Below are 19,759 nucleotides of genomic sequence, written 5' to 3' on the forward strand. Positions count from 1 at the left end.
TCGTTTGCCGGTGTCGTGCAAGGCTGCGATCTTTGCTCACAACCTTCCCGTCACCGCGCCTGGAATTTGTGCATGAGCCACCCAAACTTTGTCAGCCCTGACCTGATCCGCCAACGCTTCTCCAAAGCGATGTCCGACATGTACCGCAAAGAAGTCCCGCTTTACGGTGCGCTCATGGAGCTGGTGGAAAAGACCAACCGTCATGTGCTGGACAGCGATCCGCAGATTGCCCGGCAATTGGACAGCACCGGCGAAATCCAGCGCCTGGACATGGAGCGCCATGGCGCCATCCGCGTCGGCACAGCGGCGGAGCTGGCCACCCTCGCCCGTTTGTTCGCGGTCATGGGTATGCAACCCGTTGGTTATTACGACCTCACCCCGGCCGGCGTGCCGGTGCATTCCACAGCATTTCGCGCCGTGCACGAAGACGCGTTGCAGGTCAGCCCGTTCCGGGTGTTTACCTCGCTCCTGCGCCTGGAGTTGATCGAGAATCCGGACCTGCGCAGCTTTGCCCAGTCGGTGCTGGATAAACGCTCGATTTTCACACCGATGGCGCTCACCCTGATCGACCGCGCACAGTCCCAGGGCGGCCTGACCGAGCCGGAGGCCGAGGCGTTTGTCCAACAGGCACTGGAAACCTTCCGTTGGCACCACAGCGCCACCGTGACCGCCGAACAGTATCGCCAACTCAGCGCCCAGCATCGCCTGATTGCCGACGTGGTGGCGTTCAAGGGCCCGCACATCAACCACCTGACGCCCCGCACGCTGGACATCGACATCGTTCAGGCACAGATGCCGGCGCATGGCATCACGCCCAAGGCGGTGATCGAAGGCCCACCCCGCCGCCAATGCCCTATCCTGCTGCGCCAGACCAGCTTCAAGGCGCTGGATGAACCCGTGTCATTCACTGACCAACCCGACAGACACGGCAGCCACAGTGCCCGTTTCGGCGAAATCGAACAGCGTGGCGCCGCTCTCACCCCGAAAGGTCGGGCGCTTTACGACCGCTTGCTCAACGCTGCCCGCGATGAACTCAATGACTTCCCCAACGAAGGCAATGCAGCACGCTACAACGCGCTGATGACGCAACACTTTGGCGAATTCCCTGACACCCTGGATGACATGCGCCAGCAGGAACTGGCGTACTTCCGTTATGTGGTCACGGACAAAGGCCTGGCATCAGGGGAGCGCCAACCGCTGTCGTTGCAAGCGTTGCTGAGCAATGATTACGTCAGGGCGGAACCGCTGGTATACGAAGACTTCCTGCCTGTGAGTGCGGCAGGTATCTTCCAGTCGAACCTGGGGGATGCGGCGCAAGTCCACTATGACCAACACTCCAACCAGCAAGCCTTCGAACGGGCGCTGGGTCGGGCAACCCTCGATGAGCTGCAGCTGTATGCCGAGACGCAGCGACGATCGATCGAAGAGTGTTTTGCCACCCTGAACATGAAACCCTGACGCGTCCCCCCTGGAGGAGCGAGCGTGCTCGCCCCTTCAGGTTCGGGTTTATTTCAGTTTTGCCAGCAACGCCTGCGCCGTGGCCTCGGATGACGCCGGATTCTGCCCGGTGAGCAACCACCCATCTTCGACCACATAACTCGCCCAGTCCTCAGCCTTGGAGTAATTCCCACCTTTCTCCTTGAGCATGTCTTCCACCAGGAACGGCACCACATGGGTCAGTTGCACCGCTTCTTCTTCGGAGTTGGTGAACCCCGTCACCCGCTTGCCCTTGACCAACGGCTGGCCGTCTGCGCCCTTCACATGACGTAATACGCCCGGCGCGTGGCAGACCATCGCCACCGGTTTACCGGCCTTGTACAAGGTTTCGATCAGCGCGATCGAATTCTTGTCTTCGGCCAGATCCCACAGCGGGCCATGGCCACCTGGATAGAACACCGCATCATAATCCTCCGCCCGCACGCTGCTCAGCAGCGCGGTGGAGGCCAACGCGGCCTGGGCGGCGGAGTCCTTGCGGAAACGGTCTGTGGCAGCGGTCTGTGCGTCGGGCTCGTCGCTTTTGGGGTCCAGCGGCGGTTGCCCCCCCTTGGGCGATACCAGCGTCAACTGTGCACCGGCATCCTTGAAGGCAAAATACGGTGCGGCGAACTCCTCCAGCCAGAAACCGGTTTTCTTACCCGTGTCACCCAATTGATCGTGAGACGTCAAAACCATCAGGATTTTCATGTCGCGCTCCTTGAATTCGGGAATGTGTTTGCCGCTGGATTCGACCACCAGGCAGCGCAGTTCGTTGCAGTGGCTCGCACTTGGAAGCACTGCAATTCAATTATCGCAAGATCTTTGGGGAACTTTTGATTGGCAACACTTCAGGTTCTCATGACTGGCGGGAGCCGCATAAATAGTCCACAGCACTCAATTATTGGCACTGAAACAGTAATAAGAAACAGAATGTAACTTCGCAAAAATAGAGCAAATGATCGAATTTACGAAGGAGGTGTTCAATACATATTGCGCAACATATTGCGCAACATATTGCGCAATATGGTTGTCAATTGCGGACATGCGCCATCAGCGAGACGTACTCTCGTCAGAGACAGTCATTGAAGGTGTTCGCCCAGTGTAATGGCCTTGGCAATCCATGCACCGGTAAAGAGCCCCGCCACTGGGCGAACGGCGTGTAGTCTAATGGAACTTGATAGCGATGTGCGCGCCAATAACATCAAATTTATCGAGCATTAATTAAATGTCATCAAAAAATTGATTTACATACACTTCTTAAACTCACCAGTGCGACCATAATCCGACTTAGCCTTGTACGAAAGATGTACAAAAATAAATAAGAATTATAGAGCCAACACTCGACTTTTGAATTCCGCGGTCAACGATTATTGGCGGTTTCCTGCGCAGTGGATTCACCACTGGCGGTCCCCTTGCCGCTTTCCTTGCGTCGGGTCGGATCGGTAGGGCGCAGGGCATCATTGTCGCGCTCGACCTCACCGGGCGGACGCGGTTCGTCGGGGTGCTTGAAGGTGTCAGATCGATCGTTCATGGATATTCTCCTCAGGCTTCGGGGTCATCGACTTCCTGACTGACGTTCACGCCAGGTGAGTCCTTGTGGGAGTCCTCGGCCCTGCTCCTCAGGGTCTGCCACTGTTCGAGGTCAATGGCGCCTTGACCCAACAGATCATCCGCCAAGCGCAGCAGCTCGGTGTAATGGGCATCCGGGGATTGTTGCCAGTAGGCCTGGTCATCGAACAGGCGCTGCCATGCATCCAGATCGGGCAACTTGAGGTCGTCGCTCATGACGGCTCCGATGAAGTGGCGGGTTCAATTAGGAGGGTGTAACGCCACCGAGAGTTCCACCTCAATAACCGGTCATCTCCAGGTAACCCTGCCCTGCATGGCTACCGCCCAGGCGTACGGGACCTTCCCAGTAGGGAATTCGAAGATCCATCCACGCGTCGGGGTTGAGCGCCGTCGTGGTGATGTCGAGTTGCTTGCCGGGAATCCGGATTGACCAACGCACAGGCATTGAGCGCCCGGCGACCTTTTTGACTTCCAGCGGTGCGAGGCTGATGTCAGCGGCGTGCAACGACTGCGTGTGCCCCTGTGCGTCGATCCAGGTACCGGTGAGGTATGGCTCGCCATTGTGCTGGCGCATCCGGTAGAGCATCACCTGCTCGCCGCTCTCCAGGTGCAGGGAAAACCAATCCCAACCGCTCTGGTTGGCCGTCAGTGGTTGGCTGCTCCACTCGCGATCCAACCACGCAGGACCGCTGACCTGATAAGTCTTGCCGTCGATTTGCAGGGTGCCTCGGGCCTGAAAAAAAGGCTGACTGTAGTAGTACGACGCCTGGCCCTGTTCGGACTTCTGACTGAAACCCTTGTCGCCCTGCAAGACTGGCGTGTGAGTAGCCGTGAGTTGCAGGGTGTAGTCGAATCCCTTGTCCCGGGCACTGAGTTGCAGATCATCCAGCGCAACGGGATCCTGGCTGCTGAAACGCCAATCATCTATCCAGGCATTGAATGGTTGGATGCTCACCCCGGCCTGGCCCACGCCGCCGCGGGCATAACGTTCGGCGGCGTGGTGCACCGTTGCCGAAGTCACCGCTGCGTGCCCCAGCCAGATCGTCTGGTTACCCCAACCCGGCACTTTGGGCGCGGCCTTCAGCGCGCTGCGAAACAGTGTCCATTGCACGCCGAATTCCTGACCTTGATCGTCCTTGAGGTTCGCAGTGACGTACCACCACTCGATGCGAAAACCATCATGGGGACCGTGATCCGCTGGAAAGCTGAACGCCCGACCGGGCACTACTGCTGTGAAGGCAGCCGCCTCGCCGCCGAGACCGGCGAAACCTTTTTCATCCGGCGACGGGTTGTCGCAACCGCTGACCAGCAGCACCAGCATCAGCAACCACAAGGCCGCGCGTTTAATCCTCATGGGCAAACGTCCTCAGCAGGTCCGCCGGTTGTGTGCGGTAAAGCGAGTAAAGCGGCCAAGCCGACGCCAGCAAGGTGGCGAGCAGCGCCAACCCCATCAACTGCGCCAGTTGCAGCGGGAAAACGCGCAATGGCAGTCGCCAGCCGAAGGCCTGCACGTTGATGACCGTGTCCAGGCACCACGCCAGCGCGATACCCAGCGGCAGCGCCAGCACCAGCGTCAGTACGGCCAGGAGCCAGGTCTGCCCGAGATTGAGCAACATCAACTGTCGACGTGTTACCCCCAGCGCCCACAATGGCGCGAGTTGTCCAAGACGGCTCTGACTCTGGGTCAGCAGGCTGATGAACAGCGCCACGCCGGCGACGCCGAGGGTCAGGCTGTTCAGGGCTGCGGTGGCGGCGAAGGTGCGTTCGAACACCTGGGTGGACCAGTCCTTGAGCCGCGCCTGTTCGACGATGCGGCTGTCATCCAGGGCGAAACGGGTCTGCAGGCTGTTCAGAAACCCCGGGATCCGTACGGGCTCGATGCGCAGGTTGAAGCGACTCGGCGTCAGTTGCGGCCAGCCGCGCAGCAAGTGGTCGGCGTTGACCAGAACATGCCCCTTCGGGTTGCCGTAGTCCGCATAGATCCCGACAACACGCGGCGACCACGAGCCCGTCGGCGTGGGCAGCGTGAGGTGATCGCCCAGCCGTACGTTCAACCGTCGGGCCAGTTGTTCGCTGAGCATCAGCGCGTCGCTCCTGGCCAGTTGTTCCCAGGCGTCATCGCCCGTCGCTTCGAGCAACGGCCAGTGCTGGCGATAGGTGGGGTGGTCGATCACGCCGAACACATCCGCCGGCCAGCCTTGCAACTGGATCGACACCTGCCAGTTGGGCAATACCGCCGTGAGCGTTGGCTGCTGCTTGAGCCAGGCATACATGTCCGTGGCCTGTGCCGGGTTTTGCGGGTTCACGTACAACTCAGCGGTCAATCGTTGTTCCAGCCAGTCGCCAAAGGTCTGACGGAAACCGGCAGTCATGCTGCCTGCGCCGATGTTCGCCGCCAGTGCCAACAGCAGCGCCATCAACGCCAGGCTGAGGGCCGGCAATTGCTGGCGACAATCGGCGAGAAACCACTGACCGAGCACGGAACGGCGGCGCTGCAACAATAGGTTCAGCAGCGTATTGAGCACGACCGGCAGCGCCAGCGCGGCGCCGATCAGCAAGGCCGCCAACAGCACGAAACCACTGGCAAGGCTGTCGCCAAAACCCCATGCGAGCACTGCAATCACCCCGGCAAGTGCCGCTACCACACCCTGGCGGCGCAACCACCGGGCATGGGCCTGATGCCAGGCCTGGGGATCAGCCAATGCCAGCAAGGGCAGGCGCGCCGCACGCAACAGACTGTTGGCGCCGGCCAGCAAAGCGCCGAAAAGGCTCAGGCCAACTCCGCTGAGCCACCACCACGGGCTAAGACTCAACTGACCGGGCACCTCGGCGCCATACAGACCGCGCAGGCTGGCTGCGACGTCGGGTAACAGGATACTGGCCAGCAGGTAGCCGGTCACCACACCGGCGATCCCGCCGATCAGCGCCAGAATGCCCAGTTCGAACGCCAGGCAAATGATCAGCCGACGTGCGCTGACACCGCAGGCGCGCAAGGTCCTGAGCAGTCCTCGGCGCTGCTCCAGTGCCAGTCCGATGGCGGCATGAACAATGAACAGTCCGACGACAAAGGAGAGAAAGCCCAAGGCATCGAGGTTCAGGTGGAAGCTTTCGGTCAGGCGTGCGAGGTTGTTCTCCTCGCCGCTGCGCTTGAACTGTAACTGCCCCTTGAACTGATCCGGCAAGGTGGCGGTGAAATCCTTGGGCAACAACAATCGTGACAGTTGATCCGGCAGTCCGAGAATCTGTTGGGCATAGCCGATGTCCACCAGCAACATCCCAGGTGCCATGTCGCTCTGTACTTGCAGCGGCGGCAGAGGCGCACCACTGACGCTGGCGGGTTGCTCACCTTCGCGCAAACCCAATGCCTGCAAGGTCTGCGGCGAAATCCAGGTGGTGCCCGGTGCACTGAAAAATTCGACAATCCGCTCGATCGCCAGGGTTTGCCCGGCTACCGCAGAGCCGGCCGGCAACGACACTGGCTCGATACCCATCAGTTGCAGGCGTTGATCTTCATGGCCCTTGAGCGTCACCCGCCCCTGCAAAACCGGGGACACCGGCCACCCCATCCGTCGTAGCTCGACAAAGAGGGCCTGGGAAAACGTCGCGCCACCGGGCGCACTCAGGCTGGCCTGGGGTTCGCCGCCGATCATTTGGCTGGCCCGGCTGTAACTGTCACGCGCCTGGCTGTTCAGCGCCTGCACGCCAGTCAGCAAGCCAGTGGCTAGCCAAAGCCCGGTCAGCACACTGCACAACTGCACCGGATGGCGTTGCCAATGGCTGAGCAACGCCCGTAATGTCTGGCGAAAAATCCCCACCTCAGCGCTCGTCCGCGCCGACCAGGCGTCCGCGGTGCAACACCACCTTTTGCGCCAGTCGCGCGGCCACGCTCGGGCTATGGGTGACCATCAACAAGGTCGTTGGGCTGTCGTCGAGCAATTCCAGCAACAGCTTCAACACTTCATCGCTGGTGGCTTCATCCAGGCTGCCGGTGGGTTCGTCCGCCAACAGCAACCGAGGTTGCGCGGCCAGTGCACGCCCTAACGCCACCCGTTGCTGTTGACCGCCGGACAGCTGCTCCGGATAACGACGCAATACATCAGCCAAGCCCAATCGCTGGACCAGGTGCGCCTGCCAGCGCTCATCAAAACGCCCCGCCAGGCGAGCCTGAAATGCCAGGTTGTCCTCTACACGCAAACTGCCGATCAGGTTGAACTGTTGAAACACCAGGCCGATTTCCGTACGCCGCCAGTTGGCCAGATGCGCTTCGCTCATCTCCTCGAGCCGATACTCGCCGCTGCGGATACTGCCGCTATCGACCTTGTCGAGGCCGGCGATCAGGTGCAGCAAGGTGCTCTTGCCGCTCCCCGACTCCCCCATCAACGCCAGGCTGCTGCCAGGCGTGAGCGTCAGGTCGACCCCCTGCAACACCGGAAGCGGACCTTGTGCGGTGGCATAGCTTTTGAAGACGCCCTGGACCTGGAGCATGGAAGTAAACCTGCAAAAAGTATGGAGACAGAGTAACGGGGATGAAGGCTGGGTGAGCGTATTTTGGGTGGTTAACCGTGTTTTTGCCTATTGCCGGAATGCCTTAGGTAGACAATCTCGCCCTTGTAGGGTCCGGCGTAAGAGGATTTACCAGATCGCGCGATCCACTGCAGCGATTGCCCTGTGGACAACTGATAGCCCTACACAGTTTCAGGAAAATCACACGCTAGGTCAGCGAACGGCCCGACTGCTCAGACCTATCCAGATGGATACAGTCGATGGATGGATTATATCGTTCGGCAAACCACTACTTTCGCGACATGGCACGGCTATCGGGTCTACTTCACCTTGCGCGATAACGTTGCCGCGGGTGACAAGTCATCGCAAGCCGCTGACATCCAGCGGGCAAGAAAATTGGCAAGGGAGATCCAACCATGAGCCAAACTTCGACTGCATTCAATATGGTCGCGCTGCTCGACAGCGACGAAGCCATGAGCGAGTACTTGTCCCAAGTACTGGCAGACGGCGATAACGAGGAGTTTCTAAGGGCCATCGGCTACGTTGTAAGGGCTCGGGGCATGTCACAGATTGCCAAGGATTCGGGCATGGAGAGCGAGAGCCTGACCAAAGCTTTCGCACCGGGTGCCAAACCTCGTTTTGACACGGTATTGAAGGTCATCCATGCCCTTGGAATCGATTTGCGCACAACCAGGCCACCTGGAAAATCACTCAGTGATCTGAAGTTGCGCTCGCCCCGTGCTCGCCCCATGCTCACTCCTGCACGCCACCCAGCTAAAACACATCGGTAGCTGTGCAGCCTGTTGCTGATAACGGTCATACAGCTCTTCGCGATTGGAATGCGGATATTCCTTGAAATGGCTGATCTGCAAGCCCGCCTCGATTGCGCCGGTGAAGATATCGCCCAGGGTGTGAACAAACCAGTAGGACGTCGCCGCCGCTTGTTCGACCTTGCCTTCGTAGACGATCGGCTGATCCTGCATGAACGGTTCGCGGCGAAAGTACGAGGAATCCGGGCGATAAGGATCGTCGGCCTCGGGGTTGAACATTTCCAGGAACGGATGGGTTTCGTACACCACCAGTGCGCCACCGGGTTTGAGGGTACGTGCGACGTGTTGGAAGAACTCGCCGATGTCCGGCATCCAGTTCAATACGCCAATGGTGATCAGGGCCACGTCGAAACGCTCGTGCAGTTCTTCCGGCAGGTGGTGGATATCTGCTTCGATGAACGTCGGTGCATGGGGTGAGCGGGAGGCCAACTCGCGGGCCTGATCGAGAAACGCAGCGGACTGGTCAACGCCCACCACATGGCGGGCACCCAACGCAAAGAGCGAAAGGCTTTCGCGACCATTGTTACAGCCCAATTGCACCACGGCCTTGCCGTCGACTCCGACCTGCTCCAGCACATTGCGCAAGGTGTCATCGAGGCAGGAAAAATCAGTCTCGGCCACCTGCGTCAACAGTGCCAGCCATTCAGGATTGTCCTTGTGGTGTCGGGCGGAATCGTTCCAGGCATCGCGGTTGCTGGCGATGACGGATTGGTTTGACGGCATTTCCATTGCGCGCTCCAGACTTCGGCAGTTATTTGCCGGACCCGAGTCTAGATCAGCACCTTCGATAAGCCCATTGGCTGTTTGTTGGATTCTTGTAAAGCGGCAACACCCCCGCTCGGCAGCTATAGTTAATGGCCTTGGGGAAATGCGGGAAAACCGAATTCGCAGGTGCAGCCATGAAATACACCGAACTGACGCTGGCGCTCGCCTTTTGTCTCACCGTCACCCTCAACGCCCACGCGGACAACAGCCTGACGCCGACGTCCGAATACAGCAGCGAGTTCAATTACTACGGCGATGATCAGCCGTTTGCCCACCCTGCACCGCCCAGTCTGAGCACGGTGCCACCAGGGTCGTACATCCCGACGGCGCCGCAGGACTTCATCCCGATCTCCAGTCAGCATGAGTTTTCCGACTCACGCCTGCCGACGATTGCGGACGCCACCGTCCGCGTGTTCATTCGCACCTATGACGCCGAGCGCGGGGTGTACGTCAACCAGGAAGTCATCGATCCCACCTGCCTCCTGGCCTGCCTCAGCCAGAAGGCGACGGCGGTTTACCACTGACGCTTGTCGGGGCGTGCGAGGCCGAGTTTTTCGATCCGGTAACGCAGCATGTCGCGGCTCAAACCCAACAGGCGGGCCGATTTGGTGACATTCCAGTCGGTCTTGTCGAGCATCTTGCGCACCATGTCTCGCTCCACTTCCGGCAGGTTCATCGACTCGCTGCCGTTGTACATCGGGCGCGGCTCGCTGTGAGGCATTTCCGGCATCACCAGCGGCTCATCCACCAGGCTCAGGCACACGTTCAACTGGTGCGCGGCAATGGTGTCGTTCGGTGCGAGCAATACGGTTTGCTCGAGCATGTTGCGCAGTTCGCGCACATTGCCTGGCCAGCTGTAGTTGAGCATCAGCTCTTCGGCCTGATCACTGAAATGCAGGTTGGGTTTACCATAGCGTTTGCCGTGCATGGCGAGGAAATGCCGGGCCAGCAACAGGATGTCTTCGCCACGGTCATACAGGCGCGGCACCTTGATCGAGATGATACGTAAACGGAAGAACAGGTCGCGGCGGAATTTGCCCTGCTGGACCATCTGCTCGAGGTTGCAGTTGGTCGCGCTGATGACCCGCAAGTCGACCTTGCGCTCCTTGACCGAGCCCACCCGGCGAATGGTACGGTCCTCCAGCAGCTTGAGCAGCTTGGCTTGCAACAGCAGGTCCATTTCCCCCACTTCATCGAGAAACAACGTGCCGCCATCGGCGGCCTCCACCAACCCGGTGCGACGGTCCTTGGCGTCGGTGAACGCGCCCTTCTCATGACCGAACAGCTCGGACTCGAGCAAATTGGAGGGGATCGATGCGCAGTTGAACTCAATGAAGGGCCCCTTGCTGCGCGGCCCGTCGAAATGCAGGGCGCGGGCCACCAGTTCCTTGCCTGTGCCGGTCTCGCCTTCAACGAGCACGGGAGGTAAATCACCGCTGGTCATGCGGCGCTCGGCGTCGAGCAACTGACCGATGGTGTTTTTCAGGTGCTGCATGGGTGCCGATTCGCCGATCAACGCCTGCACCCCCGACTTCTGTGCTTCGCGCTCCTGGTAGAACGACAACGTGCGCTCCATCCGCTCGGTGGCGAGGGCCTTGTCCAGCATCAACTTCAGTTCGGGCAGCGCCACCGGTTTGGTGACGTAGTGGAAGGCGCCCTCTTTCATCGCCACCACGGCATCTTCGACGTTGCCGTAGCCGGTCATCATGATCACTTTGAGGTCGGGCGCACGCACGCGCAGCTTCTGGATCAGATCGTGACCGCTCATGCCCGGCAGCGAATTGTCGGTGAGCACCACGTCCGGGGCAAACGTGTGCATTTTTTCCAGCGCCTCTTCAGCCGAGTGGCAAACCGTCACCTCGAAATCCTTACGCTCGAGGTACGTCTGTATATTCTCCGCGAGGAGTTCGTCATCCTCGACCAGTAGAATGCTGTGCTCCATGATCCTCTCCCGTTGCCACTTTAAAATGAAGACTGACGCGGGTTCCTTCCTGCTCTTGGCTGGTCAGTTCGACCGAACCTTCAAAACGCTCCATTATTCTTTTAACCAGGGCCAGACCGACGCCCAGGCCACCTTGTTTGGTGGTAAAAAACGGCTTGAAGACCATTTGTTGCTGCTGACGACTCATGCCCTTGCCGGTGTCGCTCAGGGTCATGCGCAAATGGCCAGGGTGTTGCGATTCGATGTCGATGCTCAGCACGCCGCCCTTGGGCATGGCCTCCAGGGCGTTGGCGAACAGGCTATTGAGTATTTGCGTCAGCAGCACCTGTTGGCTGACGACCGGCGTGCAGGCCATCGGTGTGAAGCGCACTTCCACGCCGCAGCGCCGGATCAAGGGTTCGAAGGCACTCAGGGTGTCGTCGATGGCCGCCACCAGGTCCACCTTTTCCTCATCGTCCTTCACCGGTCGCAACGACACCAGCAGCTCACGCACCCAGCGCGACATGCGATCGACCTGATTGATGATGTCGCCAATGTTTTTCTGCGCCCCGTGACTGGCGATTTCCTGGGCCAGTTCGGCACTGGAGCGGATGTTGGCCAGAGGGTTGCGCAGGCTATGGGCCACGGCTGATGACATTTCACCCAGGGCGACGAAGGTTTCGTTGCTGATCAACTGCTTCTGCTGACTCTCCAGCAGCTTGGCCGCGCGCCAGACAATCCAGAACAGTCCCAGATAAATGGCGGCGCCGCCCAGCAAGGTGGCGAACCAGATCGTCTTGAAGCCGCGCTGGATGCTCGCCACCAGGTCGGCCGGTTCCTTGTAGATTTCCACCATGGCGATCACTTTGCTCCTGTCGGCATTGAACATCGGGATGTAGTTCTCGATGAACAGGTATTCAGGCTCCCGCAGCAGGCGTTGCTCGGGGCGCTCTTCATCAATCTCGTGGTAACTGGTGGACACCAGCTCCCTCATTTCGAACGATTCATCGAGCTCCTCGTCGTCCTCGATCCGCTCTCCGATCAGCTCCGGGTTGGTTGACCAGACCACCGTGCGGTCAAGGGCATAGACCGTAGCCAGCAGCAGGTCTGGCAGGTGCTCGACGTGATCGAGGAATTCGGCACGCGAAGAAGCGCGGGCCTGGGCGGTGAGGTCCGGATCGTCGTCGTCCTGGCGCGGGTCGAGCATTTCACCAATGGTTCGAGTGGGGGAAATCGACGCATGCCGGATCTCCGCCGCACCAATGGCCTGGACGAATTGCGCCGTCAGCATGGAATCACGCTCGATGCTCTCCTCCACCACAAAGCGCGTGGAAATGTAGCCCAGCGCCAGCGCCACACCGGCGATGATCAGGAAGCTCCCCAGGGAAAACCAGCGCAAAAGGTTGAATTGCTCCCGTAAGCCAATGCCTTTTTCGGCTGGCGGCAACGCAGGTACTTGTGGTTGTTCGAGTATCTGCATGAAAGGAATCCTGACCGAGACGTAAGGCATTTCCCGTGGTGCTTCGGATCAGTGTAGGTGGCATTGATCGAAACCGACGGCCTCTATGATTGTATTTCGCCGCTATTGCACCTGAGCCGCCTGCAACGGTTGCTGGCGCTCGGTTTCCTCCTGCAGGAACTCGATAATGGACTGCGCCGACTGTTCATCCAGGCGCAGGTTGGGCATCGGGACCCGGTCGAACCGTTCGAAAAGCTGCGTGGCGATCGGGTCCTTGTCGGCGAGCATGCGGTCCGGTTCACGTATCCAGCGGTTGAGCCAGGCCAGCTCACGCTGACGGGTCACGCCGACCAGGTCCGGGCCGATGTTGCGCATACCGATGCCTTGTCCGTCCTGCGGGCCGAGGCTGTGGCACGACGCACAACGCGTACGAAACAATTCTTCACCGTTGCTTGGCGCGCGGATTTCCGGAGCATTGACGTAACTCTCTTCCGAGCTGGCCTGCTTCCAGTTTTGCAAGGTGTTGGCCAGTTGATCGGCGAGAATCCACGGATTCTCAAACGGCGAGGCCTTCATCCAGCGCCCGGTTTGCTGGTTGCCGACAATCAGGCTCAGGTTGTGGTCCTTGTTGCGACCGTTGTCGACGCCCTCGATAAACAACCCCAGTTTTTTGCGCAAGTCGGTGACGGCCTCGAACTCGCCGGTGAGGAACTGCCAGCCCGGCCCGACCTTGAAGCGTTGCGCATAGGCCTTGAGCACCTCGGGGGTATCGCTCAACGGGTCGATGCTGATCGAGTAGAAGAAGATGTCCTTGCCCACTCGATCCCCCAGCAACTTTTGCACCTGGCGCAAGCGCGCCGTCTCCAGCGGACATGAATCACTGCATGAGGTGAAGATGAAATTGATCACCACCACTTTGTCTTTGATCAGGTCATCGAAAAAACGCACCTGCCGACCGTCCTGGTCGGTCAGCAGGGTGTTGGGAAAGTAGTTGCCGCCCCAGGGGGTCGTCGATTCCGGCGGCGCCAGCACGCCGTCATGGGCGACCAACGCCCTGGCGGCGAGCAGGCAGGTGACCAGCACCAGAATCAGGTGCATGCCCAGGGCGCGGGCGCGCGGCGTCGGCAGCGCGCTGTCGGCGCCGGCCCGGTTCATTTTTTCACCTGTACTTGCGGGCCGAAGCCATCGCCATTGCGGAAGGTTGGCAGCGCAGCGGAGTTGACGTAGCGCACGCCATCCCAGCTCGGCAGCGGTGTTGGCATCAACTGGAATTGCCCCGGCTTCTCAATGTCCCAGCGCAGCAGCATCGAGTTGTCCTCATGCTGGGTGTTGTGACAATGCTCCATGTAGGTCCCGGCGAATTCGCGGAAATTGATCGCCATCTCGACGCTGTCCAGGCCGTCTTTTTCCGAGCCAATGCGGTACACGTCCTTGCGCGCCCATTTTTCCCATTCCGGTGGAGCCTTGCCGCCACGGCTGAGGATGATGCCCTCCTCGAAATGCACATGCACCGGGTGGCTCCAGCCTGTCCCGCCGGCCTTGATGTTCCAGACCTCAAGGGTGCCGAAACCCGCAACGCCTGCATCGGTCGGACCGCTGGCCAGCTTGGTGGCGGTGTTCAGCCGACGAGGGTCCATGTGAAAGCCGAACCCGCCATCGGTCTTGACTGTCCATGGTGCTTCATCGGTGCCGTCGGAGCGGCCGAAGGTGAAGGTACGGTGGCGTGCGTTGGCCAGCAATTGCTTGTCGGCGACGTTGTCGCGATGGATTTTCAGCGGAATCATCACCAGGCCTTCGGCCTTGCCGGGCTTGGCCGGTTCATAGGCCGCCGGGTCCATGGCCAGGTCCTGACCGGTGTAGGCCTTGACGTTGAGTTGCAGCACCTTGCCGACGGCCGGGTCCCCCCTGTCCCACTGCGGTCCCTTGCTGGTTTGCTTGATCACCGCCAGATATTTCTCGGAGAGCAGGTCGGCCAGCGGGATCACGTCTTTGGGACCCTTGCCATCGTCGTGGGCTTGCAGGTTGACGAAGAACAGTTTGTCTCCAGGCTTGATACCGTTTTTCGCGAAGTTGACGATGATGTCAAAGCGCTCGGCGATACCTTGTGTCGGCAGGATCGCGTTGTGATTCTGCTTATCGCCGTCGGCGTCCAGATCCATGCTGCCATCGAACGGGACGGCGTGCTCCATGATGTTGCCGTCGTTGGCAATCATGTGGAACGGCACGCGGGCGTAGGACACACCGGAGTTTTTCGGTCCCTGGAATTCGCCACTGCTACCCTTGATCTCACGCACCAGCGCCAGCTTGAAATAACGTGACACTGAACCATTGAGGATGCGGAACCGATAACTGCGGGCGCGCACATCCAGGGTCGGTTTCCACTGCCAGTTGACCAGCACCTCGTCACCGAGGAACCCGTCGGTGTTGAACGGGTTGAACCACAATTGGCCGCTCTGATCCCACGCCTTGTCGGCGAACAGCAGATTGATGTCGTAGTCGCGATTGCCCCACGGCAAGGCGCTGCCGCTGGGCAGGCGCAGGTTGACACCGTCGTTGACCGATTCGTTGCCACGATCCAGGGCGCTGTAGTAGTTCATCATCGCCGCGTTGCCCTTGTAGACATTCTGCGCGGTGAAATCGAGCATGTGGTCGTGGAACCAGTGGGTGCTCATGGTCTCGCGCCAGTCACCACGGATCTTGATGGTGCCGTGGTCGCAGGTCTTGAGGCTGGGGGTCAGGTCGTTGGTCCACAGGGTTTCACCTGGCGCACAGGGGAACGCCGCGCGGGGGTCTTCGGCCTTGGTGTTGATGCTGTCGTAACCGGCCAGCTGGATCGGCCAGCGATAGTCGTAATACTGGCCCGGAAAAAAGAACGCGTTGGCATACCCGTCGCTTTCCGCGGGGGCGTGGCCGTTGTGTTCATGAGTGCTGATGGTGTGCAGGCCAAAGCCCATGTTGGCCGAGGGGTCGATGGGCAAGCCGTTGTAGTGACGCATCAGCACCGGTTGGCCATAGCGCACCATCAACAGTTTGGGCGGCAAGGTGCCGTCGAAGGTCCACACCGAGTTGTGATTTTGCACCGGCATGTTCGGGTGAATCCGCGCTTCGACACCCTTGGCGGTGCCGTCCGTGGCGGGGATGCCGGCGACGTTGTGATAGAGGCCACCAGGGCCGAACTCCCCCACGGCGTAACCATGCATCTGATGACTGTCACGCCAGCCGGTGTTGGTCCTGATCCCGGTCTGTACGGTCTTGTAGGCTGTTTGCGGGTAGAACTCGTTCCAGCGTTGATGCGACCAGCCCTTTCCTGGTGGACGACCTTCGGCCGAGGAGCCGATGCGGCGGTTGAGGAAGTACTCGATCTGCGCCTGCCACGGGTTGCGATCCACCACATTGGAGAACTGGCTGGGGAATGGTGTCAGCCCCGGTTGGCGCATGAAGGCATCGAGAGCGGCGCTGGGCGGTGCGCTGCGGGCAACGCTGGTAGGGTCCTGTTGCGGCAACGGGCCGATGGCTGCTGCGGGGAATGGCAAGGGCGCCGACGGTGTGGTGGGGTCGAGTTTCTCCGGGCCGAACTCCTCGAACAGCGCCAGTTGCTGAGTGAAAGGCAACGCGCCGAACAACGGGCTGGGCTTCCCGTTGGTGGGATAGTTGAAACTGGTCTGCACCGTCGGCGGCAGGATGTTTTCCTGGCGCGTGGTGTCGCGGCTGCCTTTGACGCCATCGGGCAGATCGAAGGAGTCTTCGTTGGCCTCCGGCATGGTCAGGATGGCGTTTAGAGCCGCGGGCTCGTCGGCCGGTTCGTCGTAGTACGCCGAAGGGTCTGTCGGTTCTGGCTGTCGCTCGTCATCGATCGGGCTGGCGCGCAGCGTCGCCGTGCCCAGCGTCATTGTGAGGACAACGCTCAAAGGCGTCAGGAGCCATTTGAAGGGATAACGGGCTTTCGTGTTCATCACCAGCCGCCTCGAAGTCATGAAGGGGGTACTGGTGGTTTTGCAAGGAATCGGCCAAATTTGTAACAACTTAATACGAAAGTGTTAACACCCCGCAAAACAATGGCTTATCAGCATCAATGTGCCATACCGGTGCCGATCGGGGTGGGGAATGACACCCGCTACCGGGGAAAGTTCATCCCCATTTTCAGGGAAAGCGCTTGAACGACAGACGGACACACGTGCCCTCGCCTTCACGGCTTTCCAATCTGACCGAACCGCCGCAGCGCTCCATGATCCGCTTGACCAGCACCAGCCCAACGCCGAGCCCGCCCTGCTTGGTGGTGAAAAACGGGCGGAAGGCCATTTTGCGCTGCTCCTCGCTCATACCCTTACCGGTGTCGCGAAGGGCGACTTTCACACGGCGGGGATGTCTCGATTCCAGGGTAACCGTTAGCGTCCCGCCCTTGTCCATCGCTTCGAGTGCATTGGCGATCAGGCTGTTGAGGATCTGCGCCAACTGCATCGGCTGGCTCACCACCATTGGCATTTGCTGCGGCTCGAACACCACGTTCACGCAAGCCCTGGCGATCTGCTGCTCGAACGCCTTGAGGCTTTCTTGCAAGACGGCCACCAGGTTCACGGGCTCCGGTTCATCGTGCAAAGGACGCAGGGATTGCAGCAGTTCGCGCACCCATTTCGACATGCGGTCGACCTGGCCAATGATGTCATTGATGTTCTTGTGCGCCGGCCCGCTGTCGAACTCCAGTGCCAGCTCGGCGCTCGAGCGGATGGTCGCCAGGGGATTACGCAAGCTATGGGCCACCGCCGATGACATCTCGCCCAGGGCCACGAAGGTTTCGTTGGTAATCAGTTGCTTTTGTTGTGCCGCCAGTTGCATCGCTGCGCGTCGCACGATCCAGTACAACCCCAAGTAAATCAGCCCGCCCCCCAGGGCTGTCGCCAGCCAGATCAGCACCAGTCCGCGCTGCATGCGTTCGATCAGGTCCTTGGGTTCCTTGTAGATCTCGACCATCGCCGTGACGGTTTTGCCCTCGGCGTCGAACAGTGGAATGTAATTCTCGATGAAGATGTATTCAGGGGGTGAAGTGAACTTCTGCTCCATGCGCGCCTTGTCGACATCGTGGTAACTGGCGGACACCGGTGTCTTGAATTCGAAGGCATGGTCCAGGTCTTCATCGGCTTCGATGGTGGTGCCCATCAGCGCCGGGTTGGTCGACCAGATCACCATACGATCGGGGGCGTAGATGTTGGCCAGGATCACGTCGGGCAAGTGGGCGATATGATCGAGGAATTCCCCCCGGGCATCGGCGCGGGCCAACGGGTCGATTTCAGGAAAGTTGCGATCCTGGCGTGGGTCGAGCAAGTCACCCATGGTGCGCACATGGGGGATCGAGACGTGGCGCACCTCCGCCGAGGCAATCGCCCGGATGAACTGCGAGGTGAGCAACGCATCGCGTTGAATACTCTCGGTAATCACGAACTTGGTGGAGACCGCACCCAGCGCAATCGCCACGGTGCCGATCACCGCCATGCTGATCAGCGAGAACCAGCGCAACAGATTGAATGGCTGCTTACGCGAGCGCAGAAGGACATCACCCTCCTGATTCTGGAGGGTTTGTGTTGGCATGTTCATGGGCACTGCTTCCTGACCACTTCCCCCTTTTGGTTATAGCCCATGGCCACATTTTTGCCCGGTACTGGGGATTGGCATCCCTCGCGCCTACAGAAGGGGCATCCCCATCCTTACCCCAATCCTGGGGAAACTCGCCCGTTCCCTGCTTGGCCGCGTCAGGCCTTCTCACCCCCAATACCCGACTACTACGGGCCTCTCCTGACACTTTCACGTTGTTGGTATGGAAGTTGCCGAAGCCCCCTCAACTGACCCAACCCCCGGGGGCAGGTCTTCGATAGAGGGAAAACTCATGCACCCTTTACTGTCCAAAACCGCGATCGCCGTGATCGTGAGTGCACTGGCCCAAGGCTCTGCCCAGGCCGCGTTGTTTGCTGTCGACCAAGGTCCCTATACGCTTCCCACCGGCAACTTTGCCGCCTGGTATCAGGACACCCACGGTCGTACCCTCGACCTGTGCCTGACCAAGGCTGTCAGTTCCAGGGCCCCTGTCGTGGCGGGCACGCCTGCCTACATGTGCCTGCTGAGTCCCAACCCCGGGATTTTCGACGACACCAAGCCGATGGTATTTCCGGATAACTTCCCTGACGAAGCGTTCTGGTTCACCGGTGACGGCTCCATCGTCGACGCTGCGCGCGGCATCGACCTGACGTACGTCAGCGCCCTGGAAGCTGCCTTCTCCGGCGGCGATCCCAAGGAAGGCGACCAGATCAGCTTCGGCCGTATCCGGATTCGCGTCGACGTGCCCACCCCGGGTATCTACACGATCACTCACCCCTATGGCGTCGACATATTCGACGTGCCTGTCGCCGGCCGCAAAGCAATCAACATGACCCGCGACATCGGTATCGGCTCGCCGAAAACCTATGACGGCGCGCTCAAAAGTGATATCGGCCCATTCCTGCGCAGCACCAACGGCCCTTACACCGAGACCAATCCCGAAACCCAGGCAGTCGAGCAATTTGTCGGCGATCCGAACCTGGAAGAGACCTTCACCGGCAGCCCCTTCAACACCAACTACATTCGCATCGAAGGCCCCAACGGCCTGGACCTGCGCACCACGGTCCTGGCCATATCCGGCAAGTTGTCGACGGTCGCCCGGCCGACCCCGCTGATCACCGAACGCAGCACTTACTCACGCAAGGCTGGCAGCAGTGCCCCGGTGGCTCAGCAGGATGTGTTCGTGCTGGCCCCGCCGCCACCAGCCACCGTGAAGCTGGACAGCAACACGCCGGTGCTCAACCTGACCGAGGCCGACACCACCGGCCATTGGTATGCCCAGTCCGCCACCAACCCGACGCTGCCAACCAGCCTGTCGGTCACGGCGGACAACCACCTGGCCATTCCCACCAGCACAGCGACCACGCGGTCCGCAACGCTGACCGACCTGGTGGTGATCACACAAGCCGAATACAAGCTCAGCAACGGCCAGCTCACCATCGTTGCTTCCAGCAGCGACGAAACTTCGCCACCGGTGTTGACCGCCACCTCCGGCACCGGGGTGGCCATCGGTGCATTGAGTGGTAGCGGTCCTGAGAAAACCCTGTCGACCAACATCACGCCGATTCCACCGGCCAAGGTGCAAGTGACGTCCGCCAATGGCGGCGTCGATATCGAAGACGTGGTCATCGTGCAATGAACGCACTCATG

At 60.1% G+C, this 19,759-nt stretch carries 15 protein-coding genes and 1 pseudogene; 4 read left to right on the forward strand and 12 right to left on the reverse strand.

The annotated features are described in order from the left end of the window. Window positions 1-72 precede the first annotated feature (72 nt). Window positions 73-1,458 (forward strand): 2-oxoadipate dioxygenase/decarboxylase HglS, encoded by a 1,386-nt coding sequence (gene hglS / locus AB4O36_RS15130; protein WP_460139590.1) that lies wholly within the window; start codon window positions 73-75, stop codon window positions 1,456-1,458. A 48-nt stretch (window positions 1,459-1,506) separates the two neighbouring features. Here the strand turns inward: hglS and AB4O36_RS15135 are convergent, their stop codons facing one another. From AB4O36_RS15135 to AB4O36_RS15160, 6 genes are all read right to left on the reverse strand, one after another. Then, window positions 1,507-2,184, reverse strand: coding sequence for a type 1 glutamine amidotransferase domain-containing protein (locus AB4O36_RS15135; protein ID WP_460142146.1), 678 nt, complete (start codon window positions 2,182-2,184; stop codon window positions 1,507-1,509). A 652-nt stretch (window positions 2,185-2,836) separates the two neighbouring features. Further along, complete coding sequence (locus AB4O36_RS15140) at window positions 2,837-3,007, reverse strand: hypothetical protein (RefSeq protein ID WP_460126481.1); 171 nt, start codon at window positions 3,005-3,007, stop codon at window positions 2,837-2,839. A gap of 11 nt (window positions 3,008-3,018) precedes the next feature. Continuing rightward, a complete protein-coding gene (locus AB4O36_RS15145) occupies window positions 3,019-3,261 on the reverse strand; it encodes a hypothetical protein (protein ID WP_460126482.1) in 243 nt (80 codons plus the stop codon). Between the two features lie 61 nt (window positions 3,262-3,322). Continuing rightward, window positions 3,323-4,399: a lipocalin-like domain-containing protein gene (locus AB4O36_RS15150; protein ID WP_460139591.1), complete on the reverse strand. Its 1,077-nt coding sequence runs from the start codon at window positions 4,397-4,399 to the stop codon at window positions 3,323-3,325. Beyond that, complete coding sequence (locus AB4O36_RS15155) at window positions 4,389-6,860, reverse strand: ABC transporter permease (RefSeq protein ID WP_460139592.1); 2,472 nt, start codon at window positions 6,858-6,860, stop codon at window positions 4,389-4,391. Before AB4O36_RS15155 ends, AB4O36_RS15150 begins: the two co-directional genes overlap by 11 nt. Before the next feature lies 1 nt (window position 6,861). After that, window positions 6,862-7,530 carry an ABC transporter ATP-binding protein gene (locus AB4O36_RS15160; protein ID WP_460139593.1) on the reverse strand — a complete coding sequence of 223 codons (669 nt, stop codon included), beginning with the start codon at window positions 7,528-7,530 and terminating at the stop codon, window positions 6,862-6,864. A gap of 434 nt (window positions 7,531-7,964) precedes the next feature. Here AB4O36_RS15160 and AB4O36_RS15165 point away from each other — a divergent pair. Beyond that, window positions 7,965-8,271, forward strand: a pseudogene (locus AB4O36_RS15165) (addiction module antidote protein). Here AB4O36_RS15165 and AB4O36_RS15170 read toward each other — a convergent pair. Further along, a complete protein-coding gene (locus AB4O36_RS15170) occupies window positions 8,256-9,107 on the reverse strand; it encodes a class I SAM-dependent methyltransferase (protein ID WP_460126491.1) in 852 nt (283 codons plus the stop codon). The pseudogene AB4O36_RS15165 and the gene AB4O36_RS15170 overlap by 16 nt on opposite strands. Window positions 9,108-9,277: 170 nt before the next feature. Here AB4O36_RS15170 and AB4O36_RS15175 point away from each other — a divergent pair, with 170 nt between their 5' ends. Next, window positions 9,278-9,667: a hypothetical protein gene (locus tag AB4O36_RS15175; RefSeq protein ID WP_460126493.1), complete on the forward strand. Its 390-nt coding sequence runs from the start codon at window positions 9,278-9,280 to the stop codon at window positions 9,665-9,667. On the opposite strand, the gene AB4O36_RS15180 is transcribed toward AB4O36_RS15175, so the two are convergent. From AB4O36_RS15180 to AB4O36_RS15200, 5 genes are all read right to left on the reverse strand, one after another. After that, the gene (locus AB4O36_RS15180; RefSeq protein WP_460126495.1) at window positions 9,658-11,085 is read right to left on the reverse strand and encodes a sigma-54-dependent transcriptional regulator; all 1,428 of its coding nucleotides are present in this window, start codon (window positions 11,083-11,085) and stop codon (window positions 9,658-9,660) included. The two genes, AB4O36_RS15175 and AB4O36_RS15180, sit on opposite strands and share 10 nt — an antisense overlap. Then, window positions 11,054-12,544, reverse strand: coding sequence for a sensor histidine kinase (locus AB4O36_RS15185; protein WP_460126497.1), 1,491 nt, complete (start codon window positions 12,542-12,544; stop codon window positions 11,054-11,056). Before AB4O36_RS15185 ends, AB4O36_RS15180 begins: the two co-directional genes overlap by 32 nt. A gap of 102 nt (window positions 12,545-12,646) precedes the next feature. Then, window positions 12,647-13,678 carry an SCO family protein gene (locus AB4O36_RS15190; protein WP_460126499.1) on the reverse strand — a complete coding sequence of 344 codons (1,032 nt, stop codon included), beginning with the start codon at window positions 13,676-13,678 and terminating at the stop codon, window positions 12,647-12,649. Further along, complete coding sequence (locus AB4O36_RS15195; protein ID WP_460126501.1) at window positions 13,675-16,476, reverse strand: multicopper oxidase domain-containing protein; 2,802 nt, start codon at window positions 16,474-16,476, stop codon at window positions 13,675-13,677. The genes AB4O36_RS15190 and AB4O36_RS15195 overlap by 4 nt, the downstream gene beginning before the upstream one ends. 187 nt (window positions 16,477-16,663) lie before the next feature. Then, on the reverse strand, window positions 16,664-18,112 hold the full coding sequence (locus tag AB4O36_RS15200) for a sensor histidine kinase (RefSeq protein ID WP_460139594.1): 1,449 nt from the start codon (window positions 18,110-18,112) through the stop codon (window positions 16,664-16,666). A gap of 289 nt (window positions 18,113-18,401) precedes the next feature. On the opposite strand from AB4O36_RS15200, the gene AB4O36_RS15205 reads away from it, so the two are divergent. Beyond that, the gene (locus AB4O36_RS15205; protein WP_460139595.1) at window positions 18,402-19,748 is read left to right on the forward strand and encodes a hypothetical protein; all 1,347 of its coding nucleotides are present in this window, start codon (window positions 18,402-18,404) and stop codon (window positions 19,746-19,748) included. Window positions 19,749-19,759: the final 11 nt, after the last annotated feature.

Source organism: Pseudomonas sp. S2_E01 (assembly GCF_054668365.1).